The following is a 19,777-nucleotide window of genomic DNA, read 5'->3' on the forward strand; positions in this document are numbered from 1 at the left end:
AGTCGGCTGGTTCAGAACATTTTCCGGGAAATAAATCCAACTAAGGACCGTTATAAGCTTATCATAATAAGTCTGCTGCCAGCTGTGCCAGCTTGGAACGCTCCCCTTTTTCGAGCATAATGTGTCCACTGATTCCTTCTTGCTTGAAGCGCTCCACAATATATGTCAGTCCGTTGCTTGCGGAGTCGAGATAAGGATGGTCAATCTGTTCGGGGTCCCCCATCAAAATAATTTTACTACCTTCCCCTACACGGGATACGATCGTTTTAACCTCGTGACGAGACAGGTTCTGGGCTTCATCGATAATGATAAATTGGCCCGGAATGGATCTTCCACGGATATATGTCAGTGCTTCTACCTGAATACTGCCTAGGCCCATTAGTATTTTATCAATATCTCCAGCCTTTTTCGTATCAAATAAAAACTCAAGATTATCATAGATCGGCTGCATCCAGGGACGGAGCTTTTCCTCCTTCTCTCCTGGCAGATACCCGATATCCTTGCCCATCGGCACAACAGGCCGAGCAATCAGCAGCTTTTTGTATTTGTGATCATCCTCCACTTTTAACAATCCTGCCGCTAATGCCAGAAGCGTTTTTCCCGTACCCGCCTTGCCTGTAATCGTTACAAGCGGAATATCGTCATTCAGCAAAAGTTCCAGCGCCATCCGCTGTTGTGCATTACGGGCGCTTATGCCCCAGACATTATCGTTGCTCAGAAACAGCGGCTCAAGCTTCGTGGCTTCCGTATTCACTTTAAGCAAAGCGGATTTGTTCGTGCCCATCTCATCCTTCAAAATGACAAACTCATTCGGGTAGAGGGAATAAGACAGCTGTAACGGTTTGATTGGTAAGAAACGATATGTGTAAAACTCATCAATCACTGACGGGTGAACTTTCAGCGCCGTATAACCTGGATACATCTCGCTGAGTCCTGCCGTGCGATCCGATAAGTAATCCTGCGTAAACAGTCCGAGTACGTCCGCTTTAATTCGTACCAGAACATCCTTGCTGACAAGAACGACCTGCCGTTCTACCACTTCTTTTTCATTCTCTTCAATCTGATAATTCAGCGCGACGGCCAAGATTCGATTGTCATTGGACACTTCCCCGAACATTTCCTGAACTTTCACAAAGCTGCGGTGATTAAGCTCAACTTTTAGATTGCCTCCATTCGCAAGAGGTACACCGCTGTGCAGATGGCCTAGTTCTCTAAGTCCATCCAGCAGCCTGGACACGTTGCGTGCGTTACGGCCAATCTCATCGGCATTTCTTTTTTTGGAGTCAATCTCCTCCAGTACAACCGCGGGAATGATTACCTCATGTTCTTCAAAGGCAAATATGGCATTGGGGTCATGCAGAAGCACGTTGGTATCCAATACAAAAATCTTTTTCATTCAATCCCCTCCAAAGCGGCGTCGTTAAAGGCATGGGCTGGAACGTGTTCTCGGGATGGAAGAAGGTGCTCCGTGCGAGCCTTCCGTTTCCCTTCAATCCCGAGTTCATCTTGATCGTGTGAACTTCAGCAGCGGCATGGACAATCATGCTCCCATACATAAATGTATTCGACTAGGGCAAAATAATTGTCAACCATTCTGAAAAACTCCAAGAAAGGATGAACATTTATGAAAATGGGGATATGCACGCTGCTTCTAATCTGTGTACTTACAGGCTGTAATTCTTCTACACGTAATGCCTCACAGGAGCCGCATCAAATGCACCCAAGAAGTTACGGAGGAAATATCACAACACAGCAGGAAGATCAAATGAATCCTTCTCGTCTCGACAACTTTAATGAGAATACAGGTGAAGTTCATGATCTTAATGTCGCCGAGGATTCAGGAACAGGCCCAATGAGCAATGAAAAACGAGTGAGTCATCTTAAAGCCCTTGCCAAGCAAGTTGAAGGAGTACAGGATGCCAATTGTGTCATACTCGGAAATACAGCTGTCGTAGGCATCGATGTTGATGGTGATCTCGAACGAGCACGTGTCGGCACGATTAAATATGCAGTTGCAGAAGCGCTGCGTAAAGACCCTGAAGGTGTAGATTCTATCGTAACCGCTGATGCGGATGTCTCCGAACGAATTAAAGAGATTGGTGAACATATCCGCAAAGGACATCCGATTTCCGGTTTCGCTTCAGAACTGGCTGATATGGTAGGCAGAATCATTCCGCAGCTTCCAAAAGACGTCAAGGTTCGTCAAAACCCCGATGAACCTGCACAGGACCAATACATGCAGCAGCACACATCAGAAAAAAGACAACAAAAAGCCCAGTGATCTCTCACTAGGCTTTTTTCATGGCTGCAAAGACCCGCTCATCAAGCTTCTCCGCAGCACGCTGATCATATATTTTGACAAATTGAGGCACAGAGGACAGCTGAGCCCCATAAAAAAGGGCATTCCTCACCGCTTCAATCGTAATGTCGAAACAGCACATATTAAAAGGCACACCCTGCAGCGGATCCTGCCGTACCGAAGCACGTCCATTGACTGCATACACCATTTCTTCGCCAAATACGGTAATCGTAATGAGCGGATTGTGCATCATGTTACTGACGAGACGGGATCGATGATCAATCGCCAAACGGAAAGTAGACGCATTTTCAGCATAGATCCAGGAGATCGCTGTTGAAGTTGGCCCTCCAGATTCTGCATCAATGGTGTTCAGAAGCACAAAGGTCTCGTCTTTGAACTGCTGTAAAAGAGTTTCTGTTAATTGTGTGACGGCTTCGGACATTCAACCAGCCCCCTGACCTTCTTTATGCCATTCTGTTCTTGATTGATGCCATTATAACATACTGTGATCTGCGCTTCCAATCCCCCAAAGATGCTTCTATTGTGCTGGTGACGCGGCAGGCACTTTGCCTGCAAGCGTGTCTTGGAGTGCCTGCTTGGCATTTGCAAGTTCGGTCTCATTAATATATACATAAGGACTTCTCCACTCGCCGGTAACGGGAGTAAAGTGTACATCCGATGTTGAGATGTTCCAATAGGTAGATATAAAGTTTTTCATCTGCTCGGATTCCACATCTGTTGTCATGTTTTTATCTACCGCGCTGATCACTTTCCCGATCTTTGTTATTCCCCCAAGCGATTTCATCTGATCCAGCATGGCATTCATCACCTGATTCTGTCGCTTGTTTCGATCAAAATCATTCGACTCCGCCGTTTTCGGTTTACAATTGGACTTCCGATAGCGAACAAAATCAAGTGCTTCTTTCCCATCCAGGCGCTGCGGTCCTGCTTTCAGATTGATGTCCGTGTTGTCGGCTGTATCGCGGTAACACATATTTTTATCCACCGTGACATCCACTCCGCCCACGGCATTCACCGCATCACGAAAAGCCTGAAAATTCAGTACAGTTGTATAGTTAATATCCACGCCCAAGTATTTGCCCATCATGTCCTTCATCTGATCCTCTGCCTTTTTGCCAGAGGTCTTCTCCTGCGTTTTAAATCTTGGATAATACGCATTGAGTTTGTTGGACTTGTAACCATCAAGCTGAATACGTGTGTCGCGCGGCAATGATACTACCGTTGCTGTCTTCGTATTTGGGTTCAGTGCAGCCACCATCACAACATCTGATAGAAACGTACCTGTTTCCGGACGATTATCGGTGCCCAGCAGCAGCATCGTAAGTGGTTTTGTCGTCGCTGACATCCCTGGAGGAACCGGTTTATCGATCCCCGTGTTTGCGACCTGATTATAAATCCAGTACAAGTACCCCGCACCCGCCAAAATGCCAATTACCATTAAACTGAGAAACACCCTGACGAATCCACGCATACGCTTCTTCTTCTTCGGCGGCTTCCCATTACTGCTTTTCTTCCCTGAAGTGCCGGATGAATTCGGAGCTTGTCTCCGTGGAGGAAGTCCGTTTGAATTTGCGTTCATAAGCTCAACACCTTTATCACATCTGTTTTGGTCTATATAAAACACAACCGCTTTCCCTAGGGAAAACGGATGTGTTCATGCATAGACAGCATTTATGAATTTCGAGCGGCAGCTTCCGCTTTTTTCTTCTGACGACCTTCAACGAAATAACGCACGCGCACTAACAGCATCAGTCCTACAGCTACCAGCAGACATTGAATGATAGGCAGCTTGTCGATCTGAAAAATAAGAAGCATGAACGTGCCCATCGCCATCAATATATACAGCACAATTTCCTTACCGAGCGGCAGTTTCTGACGAACCCGAAAGACCTTATTATACACGTAAGTAATCAGCACAAAGATGACGATATAGGCGATGATCGGGTGTGATGCAAACCATGCTTGCATGTTAAGGCATCTCCTTTCATGATCATGCTGTACAAAAATCAATTCATTGATTGGACCTCACTGCTGCGCCATGAGATTCTTCGTCGCTCGTTCGACCGTTCCGGGTTCGGATCGTTCTTTCGATCGCTGTTGTCCCCGAATTTCTTTGAACACTCTATCAAGTGTTGAAATTAGGTGACAAAGGCGAGCGCTTCGCTTCTTCAGAATCGATTCCGCTCCCTCCACTACCTGTGGTGAAAGGCAGGAATCATTCAATCGGGCAATGATGTCCCCTCAAACATTGACTTTTGTACCTCTTAGGGTAGTGGGTATTACGCGTTATTTTGAGCCATTTTGCGTTGTTTCTCTGCGCGCTCACGCTCGGATTTGTTCAGGATCTTCTTGCGAAGACGAATAGATTTCGGCGTGATTTCACAGTATTCATCATCATTCAAATATTCAAGTGCCTGTTCCAAAGAGAAGATAATCGGAGTTTTAATTTTAACCGTATCATCTTTACCTGAAGAACGGACGTTAGTCAGTTGTTTTTCTTTGCAGATGTTAACAACGATATCGTTGTCACGTGTATGCTCACCAACAATCATACCTTCGTAAATTTCTGTTCCTGGCTCAAGGAAGAGCGTACCACGATCTTCAACACCCATCATTCCGTAGAATGTAGATGTACCTGTTTCAGTTGAGATCAGTACACCTTGGTGACGTCCACCCACTTGACCGGATACGACTGGAGCGTAGCTGTCAAATGCATGGTTCATTACCCCATAACCACGAGTCAATGTCAGGAAGTTGGTGCTGTATCCAATCAGACCACGTGCAGGAATCAGGAATTCCAGACGGACTTGACCGCTGCCATTGTTGACCATGTTAACCATCTCTGCTTTACGTGCGCCCAGGCTCTCCATTACGGAACCCATGCTTTCTTCAGGGATATCAATCAACAAGCGCTCAACTGGCTCCATTTTCTTACCATCAATTTCTTTGATGATAACTTCTGGTTTGGATACTTGAAGCTCATATCCTTCACGACGCATATTTTCAATCAGGATACCGAGGTGAAGCTCACCACGTCCGGAAACGATAAATGCGTCAGGGCTCTCTGTTTCTTCAACACGAAGGGATACGTCAGTTTCCAATTCTTTCAACAAACGCTCGCGCAGTTTACGGGATGTTACCCATTTACCTTCGCGGCCCGCGAATGGACTGTTGTTTACGAGGAATGTCATCTGCAGTGTTGGCTCATCAATTTTCAGGACTGGCAGAGCTTCAGGATTATTAGGATCAGCGATCGTTTCACCGATATTGATGTCTTTAATACCAGCAATTGCAACGATATCGCCAGCTCCGGCTTGTTCGGTCTCGACACGTTTCAGACCTTGGAAACCAAACAGCTTCTCAATACGTGCGGTTTTGCTTTTGCCATCACGCATAATGACGGTAACGGATTGGCCTTGACGAATTACACCACGATTTACACGACCGATTGCGATACGACCGAGGTATTCGTTATAGTCCATCAGGGTAACGAGGAATTGGAGCGGCTCTTCAACATTTTCTGTTGGGTGAGGAATGTGACTTATAATGGTATCATAGATCGCCATCATGTTGTCATCCTGTTTGGCAGGATCATCTTCCATGCTGGACGTTCCGTTCAATGCAGAAGCATATACAACTGGGAATTCAAGTTGTTGATCGTTGGCACCTAGTTCAATAAACAGGTCAAGTACTTCATCGATAACCTCAGCAGGACGAGCTGCTGGACGGTCAATTTTGTTTACAACAACGATCGGAGTCAGGTTGTGCTCCAATGCTTTACGAAGTACAAACTTGGTTTGCGGCATACAGCCTTCATAAGCATCAACGACGAGCAGCACGCCATCAACCATTTTCATGATCCGTTCCACTTCGCCACCGAAGTCGGCGTGTCCTGGTGTATCCACAATGTTGATCAGGTAGTCTTTATAAGTTATAGCTGTGTTTTTAGCCAAAATCGTAATACCGCGTTCACGCTCCAGATCGTTGGAGTCCATTGCACGCTCCTGTACCGTTTCGTGATCACGGAATGTACCGGATTGTTGGAGCAGCTTGTCGACGAGTGTAGTTTTCCCGTGGTCGACGTGGGCAATAATCGCAATATTGCGAATGTGTTCTCTTGAATGCATGGTTTGTATCCATATCCTTTCCAATTTCAATTCTTATCTACTAAACTTCCCACAAAATCGCAGGTTAACTCACCAAAATAAGCGTCGGTGATAACCCGACGCATGTCTATATCCATTATATTATAGTTTATCATAGGTAAAAATCAAGATATTTCGCTCGCAACTGCACATTTTAGGAGCGGAGATGTTTACCATCCCCTGCCCCGGCCTGTACGTCCTCGGCCAATGAGTAACCAGATTCCCCCCAAAATAAGCAGGACTGCAAGCACGTAGATGATACCTGTTTGGAGCAGCGTAAAAGCTAATAATACGATGGATACTGCCCCGAAGATGAGTGCCGCAGGATAAACGTATTCAGGTTTGTGCCGTTCAACCATGCTGTACCCAATCAGCCCGGCAGCAATACCGAGTAAAAGAACGGGCCACAGATTGCTCATCAGTCCAGCACCCCCTATGTTCGTTATGCTGAACAGCACTCCATACACCGTAAGTATTCCAGCAGGTACTAAAGACCAGGACGGTGTCAACCGTGCATAGAACAGCACATAAAGGGCAATCCCCGGCAGCAGGAGCAGCAGCGGCCAGAAGTTTCGGCCAATGAATCCAAACACCCCTAATTTACCAAGTAAAATAACCAAGCCGGCTGCTATAATAAACAATCCGATTGCTTTTTCATTTTTCATCTGTTTCCCCCCTTGTTTTGATTAAACTATGTAATTTTCAAGCTCTGCTGCACTCCAGACTAAAGACATCTTTTAACTGCCAAACAAGCTTCATCTTATGTTTCTAGTGTATCTGATGTTTCCACAAAAAACTATACTTGATGTCGAAAATGAAAGGATCTAAACGGTACTGGAATGAACACAATTCTCGACAATATTTTGTATTCCCCTAAGTGTCACCAGATATAATTTTATGCAGCAGCATTACTCAAAAAATCCTTTTACATACAAAAAAATAAACGTCCCCACCTATTGGTTTGAACGTTCACTTTAGCCCCTCAGGAACCTTTGTTAAATGTCACCTAGGGATTATTTTTAATACTGCCTTTTTCTTCACGAGCAGTGCCTACGTATTGCGGCGAACAAATCTGTGGGCTCCCCCTGCTGCCATAACCAGACAGGCCATAGCCGCAGGCAGCATCGCATGTGCTTCCGCCGCCATGCCTCCCAACCATTCTCCAAGCTTGGGGTCCTTCATCAACATCTCACCGGCGGTAAAAGCCAGTATACCTGATCCAGCATACACCAGAACAGGAAACCGTTTCAGCAGATCGACAATGATTCCACTTCCCCATACAACGATAGGAATGCTGATCGCAATGCCAATGACAATCAAAGCCAGATCGCCATCCGCTAAAGCCGCTATAGCCAATACATTATCCAGACTCATTACAAAATCGGCAACCAGAATCGTTTGGATCGCTTTCCATGTTGTCGACGCATTGCGAATATGTACTTCATCATCGTTTTGAAGCAGCAGTTTCAGCGCAATCCAGAACAATAAAAGTCCGCCGGCTGCCTGAATGAATGGAATGCCCAGCAGTAATACAGCTGCAAAAGTAAGTACACAGCGTAACAGCACGGCGCCGAATGCGCCCCACCATACGGCCTTTTTACGCTGCGCCGGAGGTAAATCTTTACTCGCCAGTGCAATGACAACCGCGTTATCTCCACTCAGCACCAGATTAATCATTAAAATTTGTGTTAACAACCACAGTGTATCCATGTTCTCATCCCCCCACTCTAACTTGTATGTAAGAGATGTACATGCTATTCTTAGTGATCGAAGAATATATAGGGAGTGACATATCGCCATGGAGCTGTTTAGTCCTGCATTCTGGCTGGCTTTGTTGAACGTTGTCTTTATTGATCTCATCCTGGCTGGCGACAATGCGATCGTTATTGGTCTTGCAGCCAGAAATCTGCACCCTTCCGTACAAAAAAAAGCCATTCTGTACGGCACGGGCGGTGCCCTTCTCATTCGAATTGCGGCTACCGTCGTTGTATTATGGCTGCTCAAAGTACCTTGGCTTCTGCTCGTGGGGGGGCTGCTTCTCATCTGGATTGCCTACAAACTGCTGGCGGATCAGGGGGATGAGCACGACGACATTCAGGCAGGAACCTCACTCTGGACCGCTGTCCGTACGATTATCATCGCGGATGCGGCCATGGGGCTCGATAACGTGATTGCCGTTGCTGGGGCTGCCCAGCAGCATCTGGTTCTTGTCATCCTCGGATTGTTGATCAGTGTCCCCATTATCGTTTGGGGCAGCACCTTGTTTATCAAATTGATTAATCGCTTTCCCTGGATCATCTATGTTGGCGCGATCGTACTAGGTTATACCGCCTCAAATATGATTACGGAAGAGAAACGAATCATGCCGTTTTTCACCGAGCATCCTGTACTGCGCATCCTGTTTATCGTTTTGGTTATTGGCGGCGTAGTGTTTGCCGGTTACCGCAAACGTACTTCAAGCAGTAAAGCTCGACATGAACGACAGCGCTCCTATTCCTAAGACAAGCTTGGGATGCAGCTTATCTAAACATTTGAAATATCCAGACAAAACAAAACAGGACGGACCGATGATTTCATCGGTCCGTCCTCTTTTTGTGTTTTATTAACATTTCATTTGTTATGTCTACCTGCGATACCGCAGTTTAGAACCAGTCGTCCTTGATTCCACTTTCCTCCGATTGTCCCGTCAGTATGGAAGTCTCTCCAGCATGCAGGGTGATTGTTTCGGTCTGTTCTACCGCCTTCTTCAGCCATTCCGGCAGCTGACTCATCGTCGCTTCAATTTTGTCCACGATCCGAAGATTCGGATTGGTCGATGGGGATTTGGGAACAAACAATGTACAGCAATCTTCATAAGGCAGAATAGAAATATCGTACGTACCAATTTGTTTGGAAAGTGAGATAATTTCCTGCTTGTCCATCATGACCAGTGGTCTGAGGAGCGGCAGGTCCGTGGCCCTTCCGATGACGTTCATGCTTGGAAGGGTCTGGCTCGCGACCTGGCCCAGACTATCTCCGGTGATCAGTGCAAGAGCACGTTCGCGTTCTGCCAATAGGGTCGCAATTCGCAGCATGGAACGCCTCATCAGAGTAATGATGAGATTATCCTGCCCGAGCTGCGTGAATGCTGTCTGAATCTCCGTAAACGGAACAAGATGTAATTTGATTGTACCCGCATGATCTGCAAGAGCACGTGCCAAATCAATCACCTTTTCCTTCGCCCGCTGGCTTGTAAATGGATAACTGTAGAAATGCACACACTCTACTTCCAGTCCACGGCGCATAGAGGACCAGGCCGCTACAGGGCTGTCTATGCCGCCAGAAAGAAGAACCATAGCTTTGCCATTCGTTCCAAGCGGGAATCCGCCTGCGGCAGGAATAACTTCACTGAAAATATAAGTGCCCTGTTCGCGGATTTCTACGCGCAGTTCGATATCCGGATTACGTACATCCACCTTCAGTTGCTGAAACTTGCGCAGGATGGGTGAACCGACCATATGATTGGTTTCATGAGAAGAATGGGGGAATGCCTTCCATACCCGCCGTGCATTCACCTTAAAGGTTGTGACTTCCCCGAATTCTTCAGCACGTTCATCCATGAACGCAACCGCCGTTTGTACAATCTCGTCTATTTCGGACGGCGTGACTTTAACGGGACTAATTGACATCACGCCAAATACACGCTTTAACACGGGAATGAGCTTGGTATGAGATTCGCCGCCCAGATCCACATATACCCGGCCATATTCTTTACGCAGGCTTGCTCCTGGAAAAGGTTTAAGCAGCGCTTTTACTTGAGTGATAATCGTTTTTTCAAAACGTGAACGGTTTTTCCCTTTTAACATAAACTCTCCAAAACGGAGAAGCAGCATATCATAATTCAACATTTAATTTACATCCGCCTTTCGAGTGGCCGCAGCTGGGCCACCATCTGATGCAGTGCCTTTTCCAGCACAGCTGCATCCTCTTCTGTATGTTCATCACCGAAACTAATGCGCAGTCCTCCAGCAGCGCAGGCTGCATCTCTTCCCATGGCAAGCAGCACCCGACTTGGCTCTGCCGAACGCGAGGAGCATGCGGACTGGGTCGACACCGTGCATCCAAGCTGTTCCAGTGTATGCAGTGCTGCTTCGGCCTTCATACCAGGATAGGAGAAATGTACAATATGCGGTGCCCCTTCTTTCGTACTGTTAAGCTGGAGCTCTGGAATGGCAGCGATCGCATCCATAACACGGTCTCGGAGCACGCTTATGCGTTTTGAAAACTCGACCTGCCCCTCCGCTGCGATTCGCATAGCCTTGGCCATGCCGACAATCAGAGCCGTATTTTCTGTCCCTGCTCTGAGCCCATGTTCCTGCGCCCCCCCTGACATAAGCGGAGTAAGCTCTATACCGCTTCTGACATACAGAAGTCCGGCACCTTTCGGCCCCCGAATCTTATGCGCAGACAAGCTGTACAGATCTGCTTTCCACTGAGTCGGTGCGGCCTGCAATTTTCCGAATCCCTGCACACCATCCACATGAAAAAGGACACGCGGCGCATTTTTTTTGAGGATGCTGCCAATCTCCTCCAGCGGATGAATCGCTCCTGTCTCGTTGTTCACATGCATCAGGCTGACAAGCACAGTATCCGAACGGACGGCACTCATGACTTGGTCAGCAGTAACAGCACCTCTCGAATCAACTGGGAGAAAAGTGACATCCCACCCCCACTGCTGCAGCTGAAGTACACTCTCATAGACTGATGCATGCTCAGCTGCCGTAGTTATAATATGTTTTCCTCGTGAGCAGTACCGGAGTGCCGCCCCCTTAATGGCAAGATTATTGCTCTCCGTTGCCCCGGAAGTAAATATGATCTCATCTGCCTTGACACCTACTGCAGCAGCGCAGGCCGCACGTGCCCGGCGAAGCAGCTGATCCGCACGTTCACCATATCCATGAATGGACGAAGCATTGCCGAACTGGGTTTCCATAATCTCTGACATTGTGCGAATCACGTCCGGATACGGAGGTGTCGCTGCCGCATAATCGAAATATTTCACAAGGGGGTACACCTTCCTTATCATTTCGTTCATTAACATCTACAGTGAGCATTGTACCACGATCTCTGTACAACACAAAAAGACCAACCAGGAGCAGATCGTATAGAAGACCTGCCTTCCTGCGTTGGATCCTTTCTGCCTGACTTGAACGGTTAAGCTGTACATAATCTGTATACTCACCCGATGACAAGACAGCCTGAAGAGTCAGTGCTGCTTACTTTAAATCATATATTTGGAACGGGCCCGCTCCACTTTGGTAATATAGTTCTGTGTTTCAACGGGTAACAGGTGAAGCTTGCTCATCAGTTCATTATCGTCCGTAACACCAAGTCTGTTTACCCGTCCTGGTCCGGCATTATAAGCTGCCAAAGCCATTTTCTCCTGTCCTCCAAAACGCTGGAGCTGAAGCGATAAATATTTGGTTCCTGCATCAATATTTTGACCCGGATCGAAAGAGTCGCTTACTCCAAGTCCAGCTGCCGTACCATCCATTAACTGCATAAGGCCCTTGGCACCTGCCGAAGAGACTACACTCGGGTTAAAGCCTGATTCCGTATCGATGACCGCCTTGATCAGCGACTCGGGAACACCATACTTAATACTAGCCTGTGAGATCAGCGTTTCGAAATCCGTAGGTACGGATTTACCGGAATCAGCCTGTACTGTTCCGGACAGAGCTGGCAGAGATTCCAGACTGTCTGTTCTGGATGAGCTAATCGTGTTCGCATCTGGACTGTAAGTACTTCCGAGCTGAAGCCACAGCAACCCGTCATTCGATCTTTTGGAGATCGGAGCCTGATTCTGTGCATGGTTCTGATCATGAGAATCTGTCTCCAGCAGCCCATCCATTACATCTGAAAAATCAGTCGTCGAGCCAGCTTGTACAGCTGATCCGCTCGATTGGTTATTGATATTGGACAACTGCAGCTCCAGTAACTGCCGTGAACTGCGTGGATCAATCTGCATGTGCTGTATTCACTCCCGTTTCATTCAAACTTGATGACTTTATTCTACAATGTTTTACAAGCAGGTTCCATCATTTTCATAAAAAATAGCAGATTAGATGTTTAAGTATGCGTCAACGCGAAAAAACCTTCCGCATTCACCACGTGGGTGAATGCGGAAGGCCTGATTTTCTCAGGGTCGAAGAGAACATCGGTAGACCCAAAAGAGATATTTCGCTTTTTAACGTGCAAAAGGAATCATAAAAAAGTAGCTCAGAGTAGCGACGATCCCTAGTCCGATGGACCACGCTCCTGCCGTTTTACGACCGTTAACATAAGCATAATAACCAAGCACGGCCGCAGCCGGGCCAAGTACGATGGACCACATAAACAAGGATGCGATCCCAAAAGCAAGTCCCATATAACCTGCAGCACGGCCTGTTGACTCCATCACACGATCTGCCTCATGTTTCACAGGTGCCTTCTCGGTACGTACACGTTCTCTGTCCCCGGTCCGCACTGCAGATGGTGGTGCCATCTCTGCCCCGTATTCCTCGCGATACGCTTTTCTTGGATAATCCACACGTTGACGTTGATGGGTATCCTTCGCTTCCGTGTTATAACGGTCCAGACCATTGTCTTTAAGATCATCATTCTTCACGTGAAAGCACCTCCGTTATTAAGTGGATGACTGCTTACTTGGGTTTGAATGTGTGGCAGCAAGTGGCTGAAGAGGTACGTGCATGATCGTGATGATCGGAATCAAATGTCTCTCCGGCAAATTCTTCATGCAGACGACGGGTAGCATGCTGGTCAATGTCAATCATGATGGCATCGGCCTGGCAAAAGTTATTTTCTCCCCAAAAATGACAGTTGGAGACGCTGCATTTGACAATTGGTTTGTCATGGCTCATTTTTTATCACCTCGACATCTATTGTTTCCCCTTGATAAATCCGATATTCTTCGGTTAAATGCCAGATGATAACATGCGGGAAAGCACAGTCACTCGTGGTCTGTTTATTCAAACCCGCACAAAAAAACCGCCACGAGGGCGGTTTCATCTTACAGTTATGGTAATTGGTAATCATTTAAATGAAAATTTAAGTTCATTTCATAAGCCAAGGATGATCAAACTGTTCAGCTTATCGGTTCAAAGCAAAACTAAGCGTGATTCCGCTCTTTTTGCATACGGCGCTGGGTCAGGTAGTCACTCTCGTAGTATGCCAGATCGTCGCGTAACTCTTCATACGTTTTGGAAATTTCAAGAATAACGTCGCGCACTGCTCGAATCGGTTTGTCACGGAAACGAATAGCATCCTGACCAGTGTAAGCATATCTTCCGTCCTCAGAGTAACATTCGTTCTTTGGATAGAAAAAGCTGTTTACACTTTGGTGATACGTATTATAAAGAGCCTTTTCGGCAAATTCGACATCAAAGTTGGCACGACGCAGCACAACGCCAAGTTTTTCGTAAGAAACTTCAGAAAAAACGAGCAAATGACGGAGATCTGAAAGAAATCCTTTGTAGAAGGCAGTTGATTCCTCCGTCTGGTTTTGATCCAGTTCAGGCAAAGCATTTTCATTCAAAAACTTTTCGATCCGATCGATCGCCGGTTTTAACTTTTCCCTGGTTGACTCACATGTTTTTTGTACATTGGCTGCTGACATAAAGGTAGCTCCCCCTTAAATAAGTCCTTACATATTTACGTATAGGTCGGCCAAACCGTACTTGTGCTCTGACCTTTTGAATACTCAGATATAATCCTACCATAAAAAGTTGACGAGCGGTATCCCTTAATCGCGCTTTCGCTTCCTGTCGTGAATTGGCCGGGTTTCGACTAAATACTCCAGAACTCTTTTGCATAAAAATATAAGCTTCTCCTAACGATAACTACAACCATGGCGATGACGATGCATCAAGGCCTGCCATACCAAATTGTGCAAAATGAACGAAGGAGGTTCTGTTCAATGTCCAGACCGCGATGGGTAAATTGGGCTCTTGCAGCAGGTGCAGGCGTACTCGCACTCACTATTCTGCTTCCCACATCCAACCGTACCGTCCCAAAACCGAGTGCCGTGCAGGATAATCCACAGAAAGAGCATGCAAGCAAACAGCGTTTGAAGGTTCAGGATATCAAGGCTACCGATCTTCTTACCCGTGTCGATGCCAAACAGCATCTCCGTATCATACTGGATAAAAGTGCTGTAATGACGGATACACAGTTAAATCGGTATATGAAAGAACTTCAAGATTCCCACGGGCATATCCGATCCATTCAGCTTATGAACATTCCAGGCTCATCGACTAAACGATTTGATCGTGCACTTAAAAAAGGCAGCACGCTGGAGCAGCAGAAATTAAATCATGCCATGAATCTGGCCAAAAAAGCAGTAAGTAAAGGCCAAAGCTTTGAATCCTCTTCCTTTCCGCTCGGTAAAGAAAAATATTTTGTGATGGGACAGCCCTCCAAGGATAGCAAACGGGCCATCATCGCTCTTTTTAGTCAAAGCGTATTAAACGCCGTCGAGGAACATCAGCGCAAAAACCTGCGTATGATCCCGTATCCACGTGAAGGAAAATTCAAAATTGAATCGGTTCACCCTGATACCTTAAATGAAATTACGGTAAAGACAGGGCATGACAACGCTAATGCGAGCCATTTTTACGAAAATGAAATTGTCATTCGTTTCCGGCAGGACCCCGGTGAACGGGACATGCGCATCATTCGCTCAGACTTGAAAACGCCGTCTGTTCGCAAACTTGGGTATACGTATGTTTTTCGGACTGAGACGATGAACTATAAACAATTACGTGACTATTTCGGAAGCAAATGGAATCCACTCTACATGGAACCTCACTATATGTACTTAACCAACGAAACGGCTGCTGAACAAACAGATGTCCCCATTCCTAATGATGTTCTATTCTCGGATTATCAGTGGAACCTGCCTGCAATCGAGACAAACCGCGGGTGGAATATTACGAAAGGGAACAAAGATGTCATCGTTGCGGTAGTGGACACAGGCGTGGATGTAGACCACCCGGATCTCAAAGGAAAATTGCTTGAAGGATACAACGTCGTTAATCCGGGAAGTAAACCTCTGGACGATGTTGGTCACGGCACACACGTTGCCGGCATTATTGGAGCTATCGTGAACAATAACGAAGGCGTAGCCGGCATGAGCTGGTACAATAAAGTTCTTCCGGTCAAAGTGCTGGACAATTCGGGATCAGGTACAACGTATGCGGTTGCTGAAGGAATCATCTGGGCAGCCGATCACGGCGCTAAAGTGATAAATATGAGTCTGGGCAACTATGCGGATGCTCAATTTCTTCATGATGCCATCAAATACGCGTTCGACCGGGATATCGTGCTGATTGCCGCAACTGGCAATGATAATACGGAGCGTCCAGGCTACCCTGCTGCTTATCCCGAAGTATTCGCTGTCTCTGCCACAGACCCGGATATGAACAAAGCCTCCTACTCCAATTACGGGGATTATGTGGATGTGATGGCTCCCGGATCAAGTATCGCCAGCACCTATCCGGGCAATCAGTATGCTGCCCTTTCAGGAACATCCATGGCAAGTCCACACGTTGCCGCGCTGGCAGGCTTGATTCGCTCGCTGAATCCGGATTTGACCAATACCGAAGTTATGGACCTGATGCGGCAAAGTGTAATTGATCTGGGTGAACCGGGACACGATAAATATTACGGCTATGGACAGATTGATGTATTCAAAGCACTGCAGGCTGCCTCGGGCAGCAGCGCTCCGCTTCAGTTTTGGCCGCAGCATGTCAGACAGCAGATGGATAATACGATGAAAAAATATATTGAATAACAAAAGCAGCTGCGCCCCGGGGCGTATGCTGCTCTCTTTGAATTGCGTTTTTTTTCCCCGGGGCACCCGCTGCGACTAGCGCTTGCGAGAAGTTGTGCGGGCTTTACTTGTTTTTTTCACGGATTTTTTCTTATGGCTGGATACGTACAGCGGTCCTTCTTCTTTTACAACAACAGGATACATATGGTGAGGAATCGGGACACAGTGATGCTGTTTCACAATTTCGATCGGGTGGATAACAGGTACAATCTGAGGAATATAATAATCTTGAACAACCTGGATCGGGTCACATACAATCGGGCAAACCGGTGGACAGCAGTGATTCATTCAAAACCAACTCCCTTTCAAGTGATACTATAACCTATTGCAGTGGGCCCGAAGTGGTATGGATGGATGTCCATAGTGCCAAAAATTAAATGAGCGGCAGCCTGTCCGCCGCTGCCCCTGCCTGATGTGAGTTAAATTTTTCAAAAACACTGCACAATGTGATTAGTCCCTGCCTTAACGACTCTTCGCTGGTCACGGTGAAACATATTCGTAAGCTTGAAGTGTCACTCTCTCCCACAAAACAGGCTGAACCAGGTAGAAAAGATACCCCTGCAGCAAGAGACTGCCGATGAAGCTCGTGCATATCGAAGTTTCCCTGCAGCTCAAGCCACAGGTTGAGTCCCCCTTCTGGAAGACGCCAGTGCATCTCCTTCGCTGCATGCTTTTCCAGAACCTCGGAAGCAGCACACAGCCGCGCATACAATTTTTCCCGAAGCTCATTTACATATGGTTCATATTGATGCTGAATGTACGTCTGCAGCGCCTTCTGTGTTAATAACGGGCTTCCGAGGTCAGCCGTTGATTTAGCGGCCACAAGCCGCGTCAACACACTTCCGTCAGCGGCGGCACACGCTACGCGGCAGCCTGGAGACAGCACTTTGCTGAAACTTTTAATGTATACGACATGTCCCGCATGATCCATAGATTTAATGGAAGCTGGCGGCGGCTCCCGAAAGTACAGGTCCGCAAATGGATCATCCTCAAGAATGAGACAGTGATAACTTTGTGCAATGTTAAGCAGTTGGGCCCGTCTTCTTGCGCTCATCGTTACACCTGTCGGATTATGATATGTAGGGATCGTATAGATCAGCTTGGGCGGATAAGTATCACATAGACGGGTGAGCAGATCAATACGCATCCCTTCGTCATCCATAGGCACAGTAATGATTTTGGCCCCGCGGCTCGTAAACACATCAATAGCCCCCGTGTACGTTGGAGCCTCCATATAAACAACATCACCAGGACCAACAAATGTCCGGGCCACGAGATCAATGCCCTGCTGCGCACCGCTCGTAATTAACATTCGTTCAGGTGTCACCTGGAGCCCACGTGCAGCAAAATGTGAAGCAAAGGCCTGCCTTAGTTCCCAATCGCCTTGGAATGATCCATAAGCTGCCATCCGCTCTGTGTGATCTGAGGAAAGGTGGTAGGCGCTGTCAATAATATCACGGGTAGGCAGTAATTCAGGCTGAATCGCAGACATATGCAGTTCATAACGCACTTGAGGGGAAGCGTCAAAGTGCCGCCACAGCTGTGCTCTGGGCAAGTAGTCAACCAGCGTCATCTGCCAGTTGAGCGCAGCACCTGAATCGCCGCTGGCTTTCCTGTGTACACCCCCTTCATCCCCCATAGGATTGGTCAGGGCAGAAGGCTCCTTTCCGGTCACATAACAACCTTTACCCTGAGAACAGCGGACAAGCTGAACAGCCTCCAATTCCGCGTAGGCTTTGGTTACGGTGACCAGACTAACCCCTAAATTAGCAGTCATCTTGCGAACAGATGGCAGACGAGTCCCCGGTTCAATTAAGCCTGAGCGAATGCGGTCGGCAATCGTTTGAGCAATCTGCACATACAATTTGGTACTGCTTCCTCTTTTGAGCTCAATATGCATCTTAACTATTCGCTCCCAACTGTTATGATGATCATTTTACTGTTATAGTGCACTCTGTCTATTATAGTTTATAATATCAGTATAACAGTGAATAACAGGAGATGAGAATAATATGAATACACCTTGGTCTAAAATGGCACAAAACACCCCGTCCTCTGTCGTTCGCGACATGTTACAGGCCGCACAGGCACCTGGAATGATTTCACTTGCAGGTGGTCTGCCGGCACAATCATCGTTCCCGCTCGAAGCCATTCGGGCAGCTTACGAAAAAGTATTCATGGGTGGTTCAGCCGCTCTTCAATATGCAGAAACGGAAGGCTATCGCCCGCTGCGCGTAAAAATTGCCGAGCGTTTGGAATCGAAAGGACTTCCTGCTTCACCGGATCATATGCTCTTAACTACAGGCTCACAACAATCTATCGATTTGGTCTGCCGTATTCTGGTGGACCCGGGCGATTGTGTGCTGGTTGAATCACCTACTTATCTGGCCGCTCTGCAAGTCATTCAATCTTACCAAGGCATCTCTCACGGCGTAGCTTGTGATGAACATGGCATGCTGCCTGAATCGCTGGAAGAGCAGCTCAAGCTCCACCGTCCCAAACTGGTTTACATTAACCCTACATTCTCCAATCCGACGGGAAAAGTATGGTCACGGGAAAGAAGGCAGCAGGCCGTAGACTTATGCCGTAAGTACGGTGTACTTATTCTGGAGGATGATCCTTATGGTGAAATCCGTTTTAACCCGGAACAATTGGATGCCCCTGCCCTCGCAGCACTGGATGCGGCGTCTTATGAAGGACCATCTAATGTAATTTACACCAGTACTTTTTCCAAAACGGTAGCTCCCGGTCTTCGTACAGGCTGGATTTTGGCTGCTCCCGACATTATCAAAATTGCTGCCCGTGCCAAACAAGGCGCAGACCTGCATTCCAGCAGCATTGATCAGCGGGCACTGCACGCTCTGCTTGAAACTTTTGAACTGGATGCACATATTCGGAACATCTCCCAAGACTATGAGCAGCGAATGAAAAAGTTGACTTCGCTAATGGCTTCCAAGTCCTGGGATGGCATCACATGGAATTCTCCGCAAGGTGGGATGTTCCTGTGGCTGCAGCTGCCTGAAGGCATGCTTGCGGGCAACTTGTTCACATATGGCATTCAGGAGAAAGTATGTATTGTACCTGGAGATTCCTTCTACGCAGGCACACCGGAGCTTAACCGCATGCGTATTAATTTTACGCATACCGACCCTGAACTTCTCCCTGAAGCCGTAGAGCGCATGGATCGTGCCATTCAGCGCTGGCATGCTTCTAATCATTCAGACCCTGTCGTTACACTGTAAAATAATCGCAGCTGTACCGCTCAAACGTAATTGATTAACATAACAGTTAACCGCTTATGCTGCACAACAGCATAAGCGGTTTTCTTTTTTGTTTTTATACAAGAAGGCGGCAGGTTCGGAATATTCCAAACCTGCCGCCTTCTTGTATATCATCCATCCTGCAGTACGCAGGATTCCATAGAAAATGTAGTTGGGATGTTCA

At 47.2% G+C, this 19,777-nt stretch carries 19 protein-coding genes; 4 read left to right on the plus strand and 15 right to left on the minus strand.

Annotation, left to right across the window (positions count from 1 at the left end; translation table 11 throughout):
• Positions 1-61 precede the first annotated feature (61 nt).
• Complete coding sequence (locus MKY97_RS20220) at positions 62-1,396, minus strand: PhoH family protein (protein ID WP_342552075.1); 1,335 nt, start codon at positions 1,394-1,396, stop codon at positions 62-64.
• Positions 1,397-1,624: 228 nt separating this feature from the next.
• Here MKY97_RS20220 and MKY97_RS20225 point away from each other — a divergent pair, with 228 nt between their 5' ends.
• A complete protein-coding gene (locus tag MKY97_RS20225) occupies positions 1,625-2,281 on the plus strand; it encodes a YhcN/YlaJ family sporulation lipoprotein (protein WP_342552076.1) in 657 nt (218 codons plus the stop codon).
• A 7-nt stretch (positions 2,282-2,288) separates the two neighbouring features.
• On the opposite strand, the gene MKY97_RS20230 is transcribed toward MKY97_RS20225, so the two are convergent.
• The 6 genes from MKY97_RS20230 to MKY97_RS20255 all read right to left on the minus strand — a co-directional run bounded on the left by MKY97_RS20230 (position 2,289) and on the right by MKY97_RS20255 (position 8,175).
• Complete coding sequence (locus MKY97_RS20230) at positions 2,289-2,741, minus strand: pyridoxamine 5'-phosphate oxidase family protein (RefSeq protein ID WP_342552077.1); 453 nt, start codon at positions 2,739-2,741, stop codon at positions 2,289-2,291.
• Between the two features lie 96 nt (positions 2,742-2,837).
• On the minus strand, positions 2,838-3,899 hold the full coding sequence (locus MKY97_RS20235) for an LCP family protein (RefSeq protein ID WP_342552078.1): 1,062 nt from the start codon (positions 3,897-3,899) through the stop codon (positions 2,838-2,840).
• A gap of 92 nt (positions 3,900-3,991) precedes the next feature.
• Complete coding sequence (locus MKY97_RS20240) at positions 3,992-4,288, minus strand: YlaH-like family protein (protein WP_342552079.1); 297 nt, start codon at positions 4,286-4,288, stop codon at positions 3,992-3,994.
• 311 nt (positions 4,289-4,599) lie between these two features.
• A complete protein-coding gene (gene typA / locus MKY97_RS20245) occupies positions 4,600-6,447 on the minus strand; it encodes a translational GTPase TypA (protein WP_342552080.1) in 1,848 nt (615 codons plus the stop codon).
• 188 nt (positions 6,448-6,635) lie between these two features.
• Positions 6,636-7,130, minus strand: a complete 495-nt coding sequence (locus MKY97_RS20250) for a hypothetical protein (protein WP_342552081.1) — start codon at positions 7,128-7,130, stop codon at positions 6,636-6,638.
• A gap of 385 nt (positions 7,131-7,515) precedes the next feature.
• Positions 7,516-8,175 (minus strand): TerC family protein, encoded by a 660-nt coding sequence (locus MKY97_RS20255; protein ID WP_342552082.1) that lies wholly within the window; start codon positions 8,173-8,175, stop codon positions 7,516-7,518.
• An 88-nt stretch (positions 8,176-8,263) separates the two neighbouring features.
• Here MKY97_RS20255 and MKY97_RS20260 point away from each other — a divergent pair, with 88 nt between their 5' ends.
• Positions 8,264-8,965, plus strand: coding sequence for a TerC family protein (locus MKY97_RS20260; RefSeq protein WP_342552083.1), 702 nt, complete (start codon positions 8,264-8,266; stop codon positions 8,963-8,965).
• Positions 8,966-9,107: 142 nt separating this feature from the next.
• Here the strand turns inward: MKY97_RS20260 and thiI are convergent, their stop codons facing one another.
• The 6 genes from thiI to MKY97_RS20290 form a co-directional block, all read right to left on the minus strand.
• Positions 9,108-10,349, minus strand: a complete 1,242-nt coding sequence (gene thiI, locus MKY97_RS20265; RefSeq protein WP_342556401.1) for a tRNA uracil 4-sulfurtransferase ThiI — start codon at positions 10,347-10,349, stop codon at positions 9,108-9,110.
• 8 nt (positions 10,350-10,357) lie between these two features.
• Positions 10,358-11,506 carry a cysteine desulfurase family protein gene (locus tag MKY97_RS20270; RefSeq protein ID WP_342552084.1) on the minus strand — a complete coding sequence of 383 codons (1,149 nt, stop codon included), beginning with the start codon at positions 11,504-11,506 and terminating at the stop codon, positions 10,358-10,360.
• Between the two features lie 219 nt (positions 11,507-11,725).
• Positions 11,726-12,472, minus strand: coding sequence for a lytic transglycosylase domain-containing protein (locus MKY97_RS20275; protein WP_342552085.1), 747 nt, complete (start codon positions 12,470-12,472; stop codon positions 11,726-11,728).
• Positions 12,473-12,691: 219 nt separating this feature from the next.
• Complete coding sequence (locus tag MKY97_RS20280) at positions 12,692-13,081, minus strand: hypothetical protein (RefSeq protein WP_342556402.1); 390 nt, start codon at positions 13,079-13,081, stop codon at positions 12,692-12,694.
• A 64-nt stretch (positions 13,082-13,145) separates the two neighbouring features.
• A complete protein-coding gene (locus MKY97_RS20285) occupies positions 13,146-13,364 on the minus strand; it encodes a DUF1540 domain-containing protein (protein WP_110897971.1) in 219 nt (72 codons plus the stop codon).
• 248 nt (positions 13,365-13,612) lie between these two features.
• Positions 13,613-14,119 carry a YpuI family protein gene (locus MKY97_RS20290; RefSeq protein ID WP_342552086.1) on the minus strand — a complete coding sequence of 169 codons (507 nt, stop codon included), beginning with the start codon at positions 14,117-14,119 and terminating at the stop codon, positions 13,613-13,615.
• A gap of 300 nt (positions 14,120-14,419) precedes the next feature.
• Between MKY97_RS20290 and MKY97_RS20295 the strand changes: the two genes are divergently transcribed.
• Positions 14,420-16,294, plus strand: coding sequence for a S8 family peptidase (locus MKY97_RS20295; RefSeq protein WP_342552087.1), 1,875 nt, complete (start codon positions 14,420-14,422; stop codon positions 16,292-16,294).
• Between the two features lie 75 nt (positions 16,295-16,369).
• Here the strand turns inward: MKY97_RS20295 and MKY97_RS20300 are convergent, their stop codons facing one another.
• Both MKY97_RS20300 and MKY97_RS20305 read right to left on the minus strand, forming a co-directional pair.
• Positions 16,370-16,621, minus strand: a complete 252-nt coding sequence (locus tag MKY97_RS20300) for a hypothetical protein (protein WP_342552088.1) — start codon at positions 16,619-16,621, stop codon at positions 16,370-16,372.
• 85 nt (positions 16,622-16,706) lie between these two features.
• Entirely contained in the window at positions 16,707-18,233 is a 1,527-nt protein-coding gene (locus MKY97_RS20305; protein ID WP_342552089.1) for a PLP-dependent aminotransferase family protein, read from the minus strand.
• A gap of 112 nt (positions 18,234-18,345) precedes the next feature.
• Here MKY97_RS20305 and MKY97_RS20310 point away from each other — a divergent pair, with 112 nt between their 5' ends.
• Positions 18,346-19,575: a PLP-dependent aminotransferase family protein gene (locus tag MKY97_RS20310; RefSeq protein WP_342552090.1), complete on the plus strand. Its 1,230-nt coding sequence runs from the start codon at positions 18,346-18,348 to the stop codon at positions 19,573-19,575.
• Positions 19,576-19,777 lie beyond the last annotated feature (202 nt).

The organism is Paenibacillus sp. FSL R7-0652 (assembly GCF_038595045.1).
GTDB lineage: Bacteria > Bacillota > Bacilli > Paenibacillales > Paenibacillaceae > Paenibacillus.

Excerpts from the sequence above, each read along its gene's own strand:
- MKY97_RS20220 (WP_342552075.1), bottom strand. The coding sequence starts at position 1,396 with ATGAAAAAGATTTTTGTATTGGATACCAACGTGCTTCTGCATGACCCC.
- MKY97_RS20225 (WP_342552076.1), top strand. The coding sequence starts at position 1,625 with ATGAAAATGGGGATATGCACGCTGCTTCTAATCTGTGTACTTACAGGC.
- MKY97_RS20230 (WP_342552077.1), bottom strand. The coding sequence starts at position 2,741 with ATGTCCGAAGCCGTCACACAATTAACAGAAACTCTTTTACAGCAGTTC.
- MKY97_RS20235 (WP_342552078.1), bottom strand. The coding sequence starts at position 3,899 with ATGAACGCAAATTCAAACGGACTTCCTCCACGGAGACAAGCTCCGAAT.
- MKY97_RS20240 (WP_342552079.1), bottom strand. The coding sequence starts at position 4,288 with ATGCAAGCATGGTTTGCATCACACCCGATCATCGCCTATATCGTCATC.
- typA (WP_342552080.1), bottom strand. The coding sequence starts at position 6,447 with ATGCATTCAAGAGAACACATTCGCAATATTGCGATTATTGCCCACGTC.
- MKY97_RS20250 (WP_342552081.1), bottom strand. The coding sequence starts at position 7,130 with ATGAAAAATGAAAAAGCAATCGGATTGTTTATTATAGCAGCCGGCTTG.
- MKY97_RS20255 (WP_342552082.1), bottom strand. The coding sequence starts at position 8,175 with ATGGATACACTGTGGTTGTTAACACAAATTTTAATGATTAATCTGGTG.
- MKY97_RS20260 (WP_342552083.1), top strand. The coding sequence starts at position 8,264 with ATGGAGCTGTTTAGTCCTGCATTCTGGCTGGCTTTGTTGAACGTTGTC.
- MKY97_RS20275 (WP_342552085.1), bottom strand. The coding sequence starts at position 12,472 with ATGCAGATTGATCCACGCAGTTCACGGCAGTTACTGGAGCTGCAGTTG.
- MKY97_RS20285 (WP_110897971.1), bottom strand. The coding sequence starts at position 13,364 with ATGAGCCATGACAAACCAATTGTCAAATGCAGCGTCTCCAACTGTCAT.
- MKY97_RS20290 (WP_342552086.1), bottom strand. The coding sequence starts at position 14,119 with ATGTCAGCAGCCAATGTACAAAAAACATGTGAGTCAACCAGGGAAAAG.
- MKY97_RS20295 (WP_342552087.1), top strand. The coding sequence starts at position 14,420 with ATGTCCAGACCGCGATGGGTAAATTGGGCTCTTGCAGCAGGTGCAGGC.
- MKY97_RS20300 (WP_342552088.1), bottom strand. The coding sequence starts at position 16,621 with ATGAATCACTGCTGTCCACCGGTTTGCCCGATTGTATGTGACCCGATC.
- MKY97_RS20305 (WP_342552089.1), bottom strand. The coding sequence starts at position 18,233 with ATGCATATTGAGCTCAAAAGAGGAAGCAGTACCAAATTGTATGTGCAG.
- MKY97_RS20310 (WP_342552090.1), top strand. The coding sequence starts at position 18,346 with ATGAATACACCTTGGTCTAAAATGGCACAAAACACCCCGTCCTCTGTC.